At 57.3% G+C, this 11,893-nt stretch carries 12 protein-coding genes; 7 read left to right on the forward strand and 5 right to left on the reverse strand.

Features of this window, described 5'->3' with window-relative positions; all coding sequences use genetic code 11:
• Nucleotides 1-77: 77 nt before the first annotated feature.
• The gene (locus RTX96_RS17760; protein WP_103818538.1) at nt 78-983 is read left to right on the forward strand and encodes a WYL domain-containing protein; all 906 of its coding nucleotides are present in this window, start codon (nt 78-80) and stop codon (nt 981-983) included.
• Here RTX96_RS17760 and symE read toward each other — a convergent pair.
• Nucleotides 980-1,291: an endoribonuclease SymE gene (gene symE / locus RTX96_RS17765; RefSeq protein ID WP_103818537.1), complete on the reverse strand. Its 312-nt coding sequence runs from the start codon at nt 1,289-1,291 to the stop codon at nt 980-982. The two genes, RTX96_RS17760 and symE, sit on opposite strands and share 4 nt — an antisense overlap.
• A gap of 206 nt (nt 1,292-1,497) precedes the next feature.
• Here symE and RTX96_RS17770 point away from each other — a divergent pair, with 206 nt between their 5' ends.
• Nucleotides 1,498-2,619 carry a cupin domain-containing protein gene (locus RTX96_RS17770; RefSeq protein WP_312671694.1) on the forward strand — a complete coding sequence of 374 codons (1,122 nt, stop codon included), beginning with the start codon at nt 1,498-1,500 and terminating at the stop codon, nt 2,617-2,619.
• A gap of 10 nt (nt 2,620-2,629) precedes the next feature.
• Here RTX96_RS17770 and RTX96_RS17775 read toward each other — a convergent pair whose 3' ends face one another.
• Nucleotides 2,630-3,409, reverse strand: a complete 780-nt coding sequence (locus RTX96_RS17775) for an NAD(P)H-dependent oxidoreductase (protein ID WP_312671695.1) — start codon at nt 3,407-3,409, stop codon at nt 2,630-2,632.
• An 86-nt stretch (nt 3,410-3,495) separates the two neighbouring features.
• Here RTX96_RS17775 and RTX96_RS17780 point away from each other — a divergent pair, with 86 nt between their 5' ends.
• From RTX96_RS17780 to RTX96_RS17790, 3 genes are all read left to right on the forward strand, one after another.
• Complete coding sequence (locus RTX96_RS17780) at nt 3,496-4,389, forward strand: LysR family transcriptional regulator (RefSeq protein WP_312671696.1); 894 nt, start codon at nt 3,496-3,498, stop codon at nt 4,387-4,389.
• A 155-nt stretch (nt 4,390-4,544) separates the two neighbouring features.
• Nucleotides 4,545-5,612, forward strand: a complete 1,068-nt coding sequence (locus RTX96_RS17785; RefSeq protein WP_312671697.1) for an HlyD family secretion protein — start codon at nt 4,545-4,547, stop codon at nt 5,610-5,612.
• On the forward strand, nt 5,602-6,672 hold the full coding sequence (locus tag RTX96_RS17790; RefSeq protein WP_312671698.1) for a DUF2955 domain-containing protein: 1,071 nt from the start codon (nt 5,602-5,604) through the stop codon (nt 6,670-6,672). The genes RTX96_RS17785 and RTX96_RS17790 overlap by 11 nt, the downstream gene beginning before the upstream one ends.
• On the opposite strand, the gene RTX96_RS17795 is transcribed toward RTX96_RS17790, so the two are convergent.
• Both RTX96_RS17795 and RTX96_RS17800 read right to left on the reverse strand, forming a co-directional pair.
• Nucleotides 6,673-7,944 carry a DUF445 domain-containing protein gene (locus tag RTX96_RS17795; RefSeq protein WP_103818531.1) on the reverse strand — a complete coding sequence of 424 codons (1,272 nt, stop codon included), beginning with the start codon at nt 7,942-7,944 and terminating at the stop codon, nt 6,673-6,675.
• Between the two features lie 41 nt (nt 7,945-7,985).
• On the reverse strand, nt 7,986-8,507 hold the full coding sequence (locus tag RTX96_RS17800) for a VOC family protein (RefSeq protein ID WP_312671699.1): 522 nt from the start codon (nt 8,505-8,507) through the stop codon (nt 7,986-7,988).
• A 208-nt stretch (nt 8,508-8,715) separates the two neighbouring features.
• On the opposite strand from RTX96_RS17800, the gene RTX96_RS17805 reads away from it, so the two are divergent.
• Complete coding sequence (locus tag RTX96_RS17805; protein ID WP_312671700.1) at nt 8,716-10,086, forward strand: NAD-dependent succinate-semialdehyde dehydrogenase; 1,371 nt, start codon at nt 8,716-8,718, stop codon at nt 10,084-10,086.
• Nucleotides 10,087-10,125: 39 nt separating this feature from the next.
• Here RTX96_RS17805 and RTX96_RS17810 read toward each other — a convergent pair whose 3' ends face one another.
• Nucleotides 10,126-11,538, reverse strand: coding sequence for a PLP-dependent aminotransferase family protein (locus tag RTX96_RS17810; RefSeq protein ID WP_312671701.1), 1,413 nt, complete (start codon nt 11,536-11,538; stop codon nt 10,126-10,128).
• Nucleotides 11,539-11,715: 177 nt separating this feature from the next.
• Here RTX96_RS17810 and RTX96_RS17815 point away from each other — a divergent pair, with 177 nt between their 5' ends.
• A complete protein-coding gene (locus RTX96_RS17815) occupies nt 11,716-11,880 on the forward strand; it encodes a DUF1127 domain-containing protein (RefSeq protein WP_103818527.1) in 165 nt (54 codons plus the stop codon).
• The last annotated feature ends 13 nt before the right edge of the window (nt 11,881-11,893 follow it).

Below are 11,893 nucleotides of genomic sequence, written 5' to 3' on the forward strand. Positions count from 1 at the left end.
TATAGTTTTCAAGGATGCTGCCGTTAATAATTATGACATTAACATCTTTCGAGACCCTCTCTACGGGACATAAAACAATGAAGGATAACGGCAGTACAAAATACGACCTGCTTATTGAGCGCCTGTGTGAAACCTTTGGCGCGCTCTATCAGGGCGTCACCATCGATAAAAATTGGCTTTGCGAGCGGTTTGGCATTGCGGAACGAACGGCCTACCGGGATCTCGCCAGGCTTGCCCATGTGCTGGATGAAGTATCAAGCGGGCGCTTCAAGCTAACGGCAAATCTGTTGCCGTCGCTCCATGCGGGCCACCTTGCAGAGTTCGCCAGCTTCGCCGGCGTTGCGCATCTTTTCCCGCACCATGATGGCCAGTCTCTGCGTAAGCGCATGAACAAAGGCGACAATATTGCTATTCACGGAGCCAGCAGCCGGGAGAATCAGCAGTATGGCGATCTCATCAATAGCCTCGATACGTCGATTACCTCCCGCACTGAAATTACCTGCGTTTATCGCGAAAAAGCCCGCCGTCTGCAGCCGTATCGGCTTATTAACCACTATGGCCTCTGGTATCTGGCGGCGGTAGAGCAGGGCTGCCTGAAGTCGTTCGAGCTGGCGCGTATTGCGGAGTTTGCCACCACGCAGGCCACATTCGAGCCGGACGCTGACGTTGTCGAAGAGCTTGAGACGACCTCTGGCATCCGCTTTGGTAAAAGGACCGACGTGACGCTGCACGTCTCTGCTCATGCGGCCACATTCGTGACGCGCCGACCGCTTTTTCCCGCCCAGCGCCTGCTGAAGGAGCATAAGGACGGCAGCATTACCATTGCGACAGCGATCAGCGACCAGAACACGCTGTTTCGCTGGTTACGCTACTGGCTGCCCGACATTCGTATTCTTGGCCCAGCCACGATGAGCGAGGCTTTCACGCAGGATCTGCTGGCACGCTGCGAACCTGCTCTACATGAACAGCCGCAAGACGCTTAGTTTACCCGTCTCTTTGCCGCGACCAGGTCGATATAGTCCTGTACCTGGCGCTGCTTTCGCGCCGAGAGCGTACTGATTTTCCGCACCGTTTGAATCAGCTCCTCTTCAACGGGTTTAGCGATCAGCACAATACAGCCGTTCAGTATTCGGACATCCATCTCCGTACCGGTGGGGAAACCGGCCTCTGCCAGCCATTGACCTTTTATGGTGATGGCAGGCACATGGGCGCGATCGTGAAAACGTGTCGCGTAGCTGACGGTTAAACGGCGTTGCGTAACGGGTTCTACAAGGCAATTCTCATCTGCCATGATAACGGCTCCTTAGCGAGAAAGAGGCGATGCGCCGAACAAGAGAGTAACTGTAATTATATACAGTAGTTGCCGGCTGGCTATTTAGAAAAACTCAAATCACTGTTTAGAAATAGTGGGTTCACCAGACTCTTGACCCATGACAAGGCAGCGTCGGTCATGGCCTCTTTATAATCAGGGACGTTTTCTCTCTCTGGTGTGAACCTATGGCTTACCAACTCGACCTCAACTGGCCGGAATTCCTTGAAAAGTATTGGCAAAAACAACCGGTTGTCTTAAAAAATGCCCTGCGGGACTTCGTTGATCCTATCAGCCCTGACGAACTGGCAGGGCTGGCGATGGAGCCAGAGGTCGACAGCCGCCTGGTCAGCTATCACAACGGCCAGTGGCAGGCCAGCAATGGACCGTTTGAGCACTTTGATCATCTGGGTGAGACCGGATGGTCGCTGCTGGCGCAGGCCGTCAACCACTGGCATATGCCCTCTGCCGAGCTGGTGCGTCCGTTTCGCGTGCTGCCAGACTGGCGTTTAGACGACCTGATGATCTCTTTCTCTGTTCCCGGCGGCGGCGTGGGCCCGCATATCGATCAGTACGATGTCTTTATCATCCAGGGGATGGGCAGCCGTCGCTGGCGGGTGGGCGACAAGCTGCCGATGCGCCAGTTCTGTCCGCACCCGGCGCTGCTGCATGTCGATCCCTTTACGCCGATTATTGATGAAGATCTTGAGCCGGGCGATATTCTCTACATTCCCCCCGGCTTTCCGCACGACGGGGTTACCCACGTCACGGCGCTGAACTACTCCGTTGGCTTCCGGGGACCCAACGGCAGGGATCTGCTCAGCAGCTTTGCCGATTACGCATTGGAAAACGATCTCGGTAGCGAACATTACAGCGATCCCGATCTCACCTGCCGCGATCATCCGGGGCGAGTAGAGGCCTACGAGCTCGATCGTCTGCGCGCAATGATGATCGAGATGATCCAGCAGCCGGAGACGTTTAAGCAGTGGTTTGGCAGCTTTGTGACTACGCCGCGCCACGAGCTGGATATCGCGCCCGCCGAACCGCCCTATGCGCAGGATGAAGTACTTGACGCGCTGCTGGAAGGGGAGTGCCTGACCCGGCTGAGCGGCTTACGGGTGCTGAACGTCGGCGACAGTGTCTTCATCAATAGCGAGCCGCTGGAGATGTCCGATCCCGCAGCGGCGGATGCACTCTGTCGCTACACCACGCTTGGCAAAAACGAGCTGGGCGCGGCGCTCGGTAACCCAGCCTGCGTGGCGGAACTGACCGCGCTAATAAACCAGGGCTACTGGTACTTCGATGAATAGGGGGACCGGTTCATCTGCTGGTGTGAATAGTGAAGCCCGTTTCGCCAGGGAGAATATCGTCTCTTAGCGTAAGCGCCGGGATCGTATACTCCCCGGCATTTTGCTGACGATACGCCACAGGTGCAATCTCCCACAGGCTGTCCAGCCGCTGGGCCAGCGCGTCGGCGTGGGTAGCGAAGCTATCTTCGTTGATGCGTCCGGCACGGTAGATCACCATCGGCGGCAGGACGGTAAAGCCCGGGTAGTAAAGGATACCGTGCTGGATCGGAAAAAGAATGTCGTCGATAGGGCCGTTAATACCGCGCGGGCTGTAGTGGGAGTCCCAACCACCGGTAGTGACTAACAGCATGGCCCGTTTGCCGACGAAGCTACCCTCGCCGTAGCGATCGCCCCAGTGGCTGTCGCTGTGCTCGCCCACGCCGTAGGCAAATCCGCAAGCGTAAACCCGATCGACCCAGCCCTTCATAATCGCGGGCATGGAGAACCACCATAGCGGGAACTGGAATATCACCGCGTCTGCCCAGCGCAGCTTCTCCTGCTCGCGGGCAATATCCGCGCTCTGCATACCATTCTCGTAGGCGTATTTCGAGTCCACCGAGACATCAAAACGCCCGCCCGCCAGCTCGGCAGTGGTGTCGTCAGCATCAAGGTGCGCTTTCCACTGCATGGCGTACAGGTCTGAAACCTGCACCTCGTGACCGGTACGCTGCAGATGCGCTACGGCAAAATCTTTGAGCGATCCGTTGAGCGAGCGTGCTTCCGGATGGGCGTAAACAATCAGTACGTTCATGATCTATTCCAGTAATAAGAAAGAAATGCAGAATAGGGGGGTAGGAGATATAGTAGAAATTAATTATTAATATCTTTGGTATAGTGATGGTTAATATCGGCCAGCTGGATCTCAACCTGTTACTTACTCTTGACGTGCTGCTGGCAGAACACAACGTGACGCGGGCGGCGCAGCGTCTGAATCTTTCCCAGCCGTCCGTCAGCGTGCAGCTTGCCCGACTCAGAGAGATCTTTAACGATCCGCTCCTGCTTCCCGGTCCGCGCGGCATGATACCTACCGCCAGAGCCGATGCGCTGCGTGAGCCGCTGCGACAGGCGCTTGAGACGCTCCAGGGCGCCGTTGCGCCGGAGGAGGCTTTCGATCCGGCAAAAGCTCATCTCACCTGGCGCGTTGCCGCTACCGACTACACCGAAACCGCGATCGTGCTGCCAGTGCTAAACGGTTTGCGCACCGCTGCGCCGGATACTCGCCTGGCAGTATATGAACTCAGCCCAGGACAGAGCGTACGACAGGCAGAGCAGGGCGAGCGGGACATCATTTTTCATACCCGTGACAGTGCGCCGCCGGAGCTGCATCAACGATCGCTGTTTACCGAGCGTTACGTGCTGGTCGGACGTCAGGCTCATCCTAAGCTAAAGCGTCGCCCGACGCTGGCGCAGTTTTGCCAGCTTGAACATATGATGGTGTCACCGGACGGCGGTGGCTTTAGCGGTGCAACCGATGCTGTATTGGCATCACACGGCCTCTCACGCCGGGTGGTGCTTTCCGTACCGCATTTCCTGTTTATGCTCAAGGTACTGGCGAGTACCGATCTGGTAGCCGTAGTGCCGGAGCGGCTGGTTAAGTCGGTGCAAGGGTTAATCGTTGTGGAACCGCCTGTCGAGATACCGGGCTTTGAAATTTTAATGCTGTGGCACGAGCGCGTGCATCGCGATCCGGGGCACCAGTGGCTGCGGAACTACATTGCTAAAAGCATATAGGACTGGCACCTTTCGCAATCCATGCTCTTAACCTGGCCATTTCTTGATAGTTTTCCTGATAAGCATTAGCTTACCCCGCTTTTGTCAATCGACGCTGTGGGCATGCCTTGTGCGCCGCTGCATCACCTGCACTAATACCGTAAGACATAATAATTATGATGACGCCTGAACAAAAATTCGCCCGCTGGGTAAGGGTCAGTATTGCCTCTTTCCTGCTGATGTTTGTCTATTTTATCGTTGCGGATATCTGGATCCCGCTGACGCCGGACTCCACCGTGATGCGCGTGGTATCCCCTGTCTCCGCCCGCGTCTCTGGCTATGTCGCGCAGGTCTATGTGCACAACAACAGCCAGGTAAAGAGGGGCGATCTGCTGTTTGAGCTGGATAAGACACCCTTTATCAACCGCGTCGAGGCGGCGCAGATTGCGTTGCAGCAGGCAAGGCTGACCAACCAGCAGCTGGATGCGCAGATCGCCGCCTCGCAGGCGAGCCTGACCAGCGCCCAGCTTTCCGCCCGTAACGACAAGGCGACGTTCGATCGCTATCAGCGCCTGAGCGCTACACAGAACGTCTCCCAGCAGGATCTCGATAAGGTTCGCACCGCGTGGCGGTCCAGCGAGCAGTCGGTTAGCAACCTGCTGGCAAGCATCCGCGCGCTGCAGATCCAGCGTGGCGACCGGGACGATGGCCGCAACGTCACCCTGCAGAAGTATCAGAACGCGCTGGAAGAGGCACAGCTTAACCTCGGCTGGACCCAGATCCGTGCTGAAGCGGACGGCACCATCAGCAACCTGCAGCTTAGCCCCGGCTGGTACGCCACCGCCGGATCGGCTGCGCTGGCACTGGTGAGCAACAATACCGATATCGTGGCCGACTTCCGTGAGAAGAGCCTGCGCCATACCAGGGCGGGCACGGATGCCGCAGTGGTCTTTGACGCGCTGCCGGGTCAGGTGTTTCATGCTCGCGTCACCTCCCGCGATGCCGGGATCCTGGCAGGCCAGGAGGCGGTAAATGGCGATCTCTCCCAGCCGGAGACCTCTAACCGCTGGGTGCGCGATGCCCAGCGAATGCGTATCCACGTCGTGCTGGACGAACCGCTGGCGCAGCCGCTGCCGACCGGCGCGCGCGCCACCGTTCAGCTCTACAACAGCGAAGGCCCGTTTGCTCATTTCTTCTCGGGCCTGCAAATCCACCTGGTTAGCCTGCTGCATTATGTCTATTAGTACGCTGGCCCGCGTTTTTTCGCCTCACGACAAGGTCGTCTACTCGGCTAACGATTTCCGCCAGACGCTGCGCATTGCGCTGGCGGGAACGCTGGCCCTGAGCATTTCGAGCTTCTACAACGTGCAGTACGGCGTCTTCTTCGTGGTCTACCCGCTGATGCTGGTGTCGCTGGTGCCGGTCTTTAACGCTCACGTGGCGAGGCAGTTTATCTTCAGCTCGGTGATCAACTGCATTGAGATGGTGCTGATCATCGGCTTTCTCTCGCACTGGCCGGTGATTATGACGCTGGTGGTCTTTGCGTTGTACGTAGTGCGCTTTCGCTTTATGAGCCAGGGGCCGCTGTTTCTCTTCGGCTCGATGGGCGTAGTGTGTCAGAGTACGATGCTTAACTTTATGAGCTATCCCACCAACGACTGGCACGTGCTGTTCTTCTCTAACATTGAAGCGTGCGTGCTGGCGGTCTGCCTGAGCGCGCTGCTGCACTACCTGATCCCGGACGTTGAGCCGCGTATGCGTCCGCCGGTCATTGAGAAGGACGCGGCCCGCATTCGCCACGAGTCGCTGCTCTCCGGCACGGTGGCCACGCTGATCTTTATCGTCTTCCAGGTATGTAATCTCAGCGACTCGCTGTCGGCGCTGATGGCGGGGGTGCTTAGCCTCTTCCCGATGAGCTACCGTGGTTCGGTGCTCAGCTCGATGTGGCGAATAGCGGGGGTGGTGTTAGGCTGCCTCTATATTCTGCTGATCCAGCTGGTACTCTACGATCACAGCAGCCATATGCTGCTGATGATGCCGCTGATCTGCCTCGGGCTGGGGGTTGGCGCACGGCTGCATACGATGGAGAAGGTGGGGGCCGGGGTGGGCTTTGCCAGCATCTCCACCCTTGGGATCATGTTCGGCCAGAATATGCACCCAAATCAGGATCTGGTGTTCAGCGATCTCTACCGCATTATCTCGGTTACCTTGTCGCTGCTCATCACCCTGACGATGGTGTTCCTGGTCCATCTGCTGCTGAATCGCTTTGAGGCAACGCGCTACGTGATACCGCCGCCGGCTTGATCAGCCGGCAAACAGCCCCGGCAGCTGCGACAGGAGCCAGAGGATCAGCCCGATGGTGCCGCCGACCAGCGTGCCGTTAACGCGAATAAACTGCAGATCTTTGCCGATGTTGAGCTCGATCTGCTGCGACATCTCCTTTGCATCCCAGCTCTTGACCGTATCGCTGATATGGCGGGTCAGGAACTGGGCAAACTCCGGGGCGACGCTGCGGGCGGCCTGCTCGAGATGCTGATTAAACGAGGCGCGCAGGGCGCTGTCCGCCACCAGCGTCTCGCCAAACCACTGTCCAGCCTCGGCAATACGCAGCTGCACTTTTGAGTTTTCACTCTCCATATCGGCCTTCAGCCAGTTGCGCAGATCTCCCCACAGCTCGCCCAGATAGCGGTTAAACGCTTCGTCCTCTTTCAGGTAGGTCTTGGTGCTCTCGGCGCGGGCGGCCATCTCCGGATCGTTCTTCAGTCGATCGATCAGCTTCAGAGTGGCCTTATCAAAGGCCTGGCGGATCTGATGCGCCTGGTCGTGACTGATGTCATCCAGCAGAGAGTTCACCGCGCTGGAGACCACCTCCGCGCTCTGCTCCCCCAGCCACTCGGTGGGTAGCAGCATCGCCTTACGCGGATGCTCGGTCTTCAGCCAACGCACAATGTGATGGGCAATAAAGTCGCGGGTGCTCTGGCGTTGGATCAGCGTCAGGAGCTGGGCGATCAGCGAATCCAGCAGCACCTGATGCCGGTTGTTTTTCGTCAGGCTCTCCAGCACCAGCGCGGTAGTGCCGGAGAGATCGACCTTGTCGATCGCCTTATGCACGGCGCGCTTGAGCAAGTTCTGGATGCGGGCATCGTCGGTCAGATCGAGAAAGCCGCTCATTACCTGCAACAGGTGCTGACCCACGCGACGGGCGTTATCCGGCTGGCTGAACCAGGTACCGATCATCAGCGCAGGCTCGTGGCGGCGGATCAGCGCAATCAGCGACTGGGTATCGAGAAACTTCTCCTGCACAAAGATGCCGAGATTGTCGCCGATCCGCTCCTGATTACGCGGGATGATCGCCGTATGGCGGGAAATAAAGGGCAGCGGCACGCGGCGAAACAGCGCTACCACCGCAAACCAGTCGGCCAATGCACCCACCATTGCTGCTTCAGCGACGGCTTTCACTGCGCCTACCAGACGAGTGGGCGGCAGAAAAAGGGTGGTGGCAAAGGTCGCCGCGGCGATCAGCAGCAGCGACAGGGCCAGACGCTTGGCGCGTTTAAGTTCGGCTAATTTATCCATCTGTTCATCATAGATCCCTGACGACTAAATAGAAATCCCGATCAGGGTTTCCAGCGCCGTGAAGGGGTCTCTTTCTCGTAGGGCATCGGTGAGGGACGCGAGATAAATTCAATGATGCCGCCCCAGGGCGTGCTGCCGTAGCAGAACTGATTGCCGTCGCCGTACTCGGTAGGGAAAGTAAGCGGTTTGGGTTCGGTGAACATCTTGCCGCCAGCCTCTTCGAAGCGCTGCGTTGCCTGCTCGATGTTATCGGTGTAGACCGCAAAGTGCTGTAAGCCATAGTCACTGGCCCGTGGGGGGCGATCCTGATCTGGCCCCTGCATCTCAAACAGCTCGATGCCCGGACCGTTGTGCAGCTTCAGCATTCTTACCGCTTTCACTTGCGTACCTGGGGCAAGGCGCAGCGTGTGCTGCTGGGCGTTCTGATCGATCTCCTGGCCGGGCGAGACGGACTCATAGAGCAGCTCAGCGCCCAGGGCGGCGCAGAAGAAGGTGGTGGCCTGCTTGATGTCCGGTACGGTAATGCCGATATGGTCCATACCACGAATAGTCGCTTCGCTCATGATCTCTCCTGATGTTAGTCAGTAATTTTATCCATGTGGTTAAGCGTAGAAGGTGAACCTCGCATCGCGCAAACGCTGAGCTATTCTCTACTTCGCAGGGGTCTCGGAACCGTCCGTTTATGCCGGATAATCCATGCGCCGTCACGCATTTCAACTACCCTTATTAACCTTATCAGCATCTTTTACTGCTAACCAGGAGGTATTTGAGATGGCCTATCAGACAGTGAATCCATTCACAAATCAGCTTGTTAAAGAGTATCCGTCCCATACTGATGCGGATGTCGAGGCAGCGCTGAAAAAAGCGGATGCGCTATACCACTCCTCATGGTCGAAGGGCGATATCGGGAAGCGTCTCCCTGTCCTGCTTAAGCTTGCCAATCTGCTGGAGGAGCGTTCAGAAGAGCTGGCGAAAATCGCCACCCAGGAGATGGGCAAACTGATTGAGCAGAGCCGTGGCGAAGTCAAACTCTGCGCCAACATTGCGCGCTACTACGCCGATAACGCGAAAACCTTCCTTGCACCGGTTAAATACAACTCCGATCTGGGCGACGCCTGGGTTGAGCATCACCCCATCGGCGTGCTGATGGCGGTGGAGCCGTGGAACTTCCCTTACTATCAGCTGATGCGCGTTCTGGCGCCAAATCTCGCCGCCGGTAACCCGATCATCGTTAAACACGCCAGCATCGTGCCGCACTGTGCCGAAGCCTTTGAGCAGCTGGTACGGGAGGCGGGCGCCCCGGACGGTGCCTACACGAACCTGTTTATCTCTTCGGATCAGGTCTCCACTATCATTGCCGACGATCGCGTTCAGGGCGTGGCGCTGACCGGCTCTGAAACGGCGGGCAGCGCAGTCGCGGCGCAGGCGGCCAAAAAGCTGAAAAAAGCGACCCTGGAGCTGGGCGGTAACGATGTGTTTGTGGTGCTGGACGACAGCGACCTGGATAAAGCCGTTGAGGTGGGCGTCACGGCGCGTCTGCAAAACGCCGGGCAGGTCTGTACCGCCGCGAAGCGTTTTATTGTCCAGGAGGGGATCGCCGATAAGTTCCTCGAGAAATACACTGCGGCCTTCCGCCAGGTGAAGATTGGCGATCCGATGGATGAGTCCACCACGCTGGGTCCGCTGTCATCGAAGGACGCACTGGAGACCCTGACCAAACAGGTTAACGAGGCGGTGAAAAACGGCGCGAAGCTGCATCTTGGCGGTAAGCCCGTTGAGCGTGAGGGTAACTTCTTTGAGCCGACGATCCTGACCCACATCACCCGCGACAATCCGGCCTATTTCGAAGAGTTTTTCGGCCCGGTAGCGCAGATCTACGTGGTGAAAGATGACGACGAAGTGGTGAAGCTGGCGAACGACTCAAACTACGGCCTGGGCGGTTCCATCTTTAGCCAGAATATCGACCGGGCGAAAGCGCTGGCGTCACGGATTGAGACCGGGATGGTTTACATCAACTCCCTGACCGATACCGCACCGGAGCTGCCGTTCGGCGGCGTCAAGCGCTCCGGCTTTGGCCGCGAGCTGTCGGATCTGGGGATCAAAGAGTTCGTGAACCAGAAGCTGGTCGTTGTGAGCAAATAGCCTCAGTAAATAATAACGCCCCTCCCGCCTGGGAGGGGACTACTCCATCGCCACTTTCACCGCGTTGCCCAGTTTTTCCATCACCGCCTGATGCTTCTCGTTTGGCGGTAATGCGCAGTTGATGCGCACGCAGTTGCGATATTTGCCTGATGCCGAAAACAGCGATCCTGGCGCAACCTGGATTTTTAACCGGCACAGCTGCTTAGCCACACACACCATGTCGACAAGTTCCGGCAGCTCGACCCACAGCATGAAGCCCCCTTTCGGGCGGGTAATGCAGATCCCCTCCGGGAAATATTCCCGCACCCAGCAGGTATAGATCTCCATATTGCGCTGATAGAGATGGCGCATCCGTCTGATATGGCGATGATAATGGCCCTCTTTGATAAAGCTTGCCGCCGCCAGCTGGGTTACCGGAACATTGCTACCCAGCACGGCGTACTTCATCTGCAAAAAGCGATCGTGGTAGCGGCCAGGCACAATCCAGCCAACGCGCAGGCCCGGCGCAACAGTTTTGGTAAAAGAGCTGCACAGTATGACCCGGCCATCAATGTCCCAGGAGTGGATCGTCCGTGGACGGGGGTAGTCAGTCGCCAGTTCGCCATAGACATCATCTTCAAAGATCGCGATGTCGTGGCTTTGGGCAAGGGCGAGGATCGCCCGTTTACGCGCGTCCGGCATGATAAACCCAAGAGGGTTATTACAGTTCGGCACGGTAATGATCCCCTTGATTGGCCACTGGGCAAGGGCCAGCTCCAGCGCCTCCACGCTCATACCCGTTTCCGGATCGGTCGGTATCTCGATGACCTTAAAACCCAGGCTGCGCAGAAGCTGCATGGTGCCGTAATAGGTGGGGGATTCGATAGCGATGATATCGCCAGGCTGACACACCGCCAAAAGGGCAAGCGATAGCCCACTCTGGCTACCGCTGGTGATGATAATATCCTCCGCTCTCACCACGGAGCCGCCGTCTAACATCAGGCGGGCGATCTGCTCCCGCAGCTCCACACGACCGGTGAGGGAGTCATAGCCAAGAACGTCGTCAAGGTTATGCTGCACCAGCCGTTTTAGCTCGCGCCAGAGCGGCTGCAGGCTGGGCTGCTCAATATCGGGCGCGCCGCTGCTGAAGGGAACAATCTCTTTATCCCTGTGGCCCTTCAGCATATCAATCACCTGATCCCACTGGGTGATCTCTACCGGACGCTGTACCGGCCGCGACATCGGCGGCACCGGCGGCTGGACCTTACGCGGCGCCACAAAGTAGCCGGATCGCGGCTGCGGAGTAATAAGCTGCCGTGTTTCGAGGGTCTGGTATGCCTGCTGAACGGTACTGATGCTCACGCCATGCTCCTGGCTCAGGCTGCGTACCGAGGGGAGTTTTTCTCCATGCCGGTACAGGCCTTGCTCAATACGCTCGGCTAACAGACTCGCCAGAAGTTGGTAACGTGCCATGCTGTATCCTTTCTGTTTGCCATACAGATAAAAAAATCAGTACAGATCCGCGTTAATAGCGCTGTTCAGATACCGTTTTAGCCGATCTGTATGGAAAAGAAAATCGTTTTGTGAGTCTGTATTGTTTATGCCTCTCTCGCTGAAAATAAAGCTTCAGTCAACGCGAGGAGGCAGAGAATGGAATTTCATGAAAACAGAGGTAAAAGACCCTTTATCGGCTTTGTTATCCTCTGGCGAGCGATCAAAAAATGGCATCTGCGCAATCAGGCACAGCGTACTCTGCAAAAAATGAGCGATGCGCAGCTAAAAGATATTGGGCTACGGCGGGGGGAAGTGGAGTAGCGCCGTAGCCAGC

This window comes from Pseudescherichia sp. (assembly GCF_032052675.1).
Lineage (GTDB): Bacteria > Pseudomonadota > Gammaproteobacteria > Enterobacterales > Enterobacteriaceae > Pseudescherichia.

Coding starts and splice junctions, on each gene's coding strand:
- RTX96_RS17795 (WP_103818531.1), bottom strand. CDS start 7,944: ATGGATAAATTAGCCGAACTTAAACGCGCCAAGCGTCTGGCCCTGTCG.
- RTX96_RS17805 (WP_312671700.1), top strand. CDS start 8,716: ATGGCCTATCAGACAGTGAATCCATTCACAAATCAGCTTGTTAAAGAG.
- RTX96_RS17775 (WP_312671695.1), bottom strand. CDS start 3,409: ATGAACGTACTGATTGTTTACGCCCATCCGGAAGCACGCTCGCTCAAC.
- RTX96_RS17770 (WP_312671694.1), top strand. CDS start 1,498: ATGGCTTACCAACTCGACCTCAACTGGCCGGAATTCCTTGAAAAGTAT.
- RTX96_RS17760 (WP_103818538.1), top strand. CDS start 78: ATGAAGGATAACGGCAGTACAAAATACGACCTGCTTATTGAGCGCCTG.
- RTX96_RS17815 (WP_103818527.1), top strand. CDS start 11,716: ATGGAATTTCATGAAAACAGAGGTAAAAGACCCTTTATCGGCTTTGTT.
- RTX96_RS17780 (WP_312671696.1), top strand. CDS start 3,496: ATGGTTAATATCGGCCAGCTGGATCTCAACCTGTTACTTACTCTTGAC.
- RTX96_RS17790 (WP_312671698.1), top strand. CDS start 5,602: ATGTCTATTAGTACGCTGGCCCGCGTTTTTTCGCCTCACGACAAGGTC.
- symE (WP_103818537.1), bottom strand. CDS start 1,291: ATGGCAGATGAGAATTGCCTTGTAGAACCCGTTACGCAACGCCGTTTA.
- RTX96_RS17785 (WP_312671697.1), top strand. CDS start 4,545: ATGATGACGCCTGAACAAAAATTCGCCCGCTGGGTAAGGGTCAGTATT.
- RTX96_RS17800 (WP_312671699.1), bottom strand. CDS start 8,507: ATGAGCGAAGCGACTATTCGTGGTATGGACCATATCGGCATTACCGTA.
- RTX96_RS17810 (WP_312671701.1), bottom strand. CDS start 11,538: ATGGCACGTTACCAACTTCTGGCGAGTCTGTTAGCCGAGCGTATTGAG.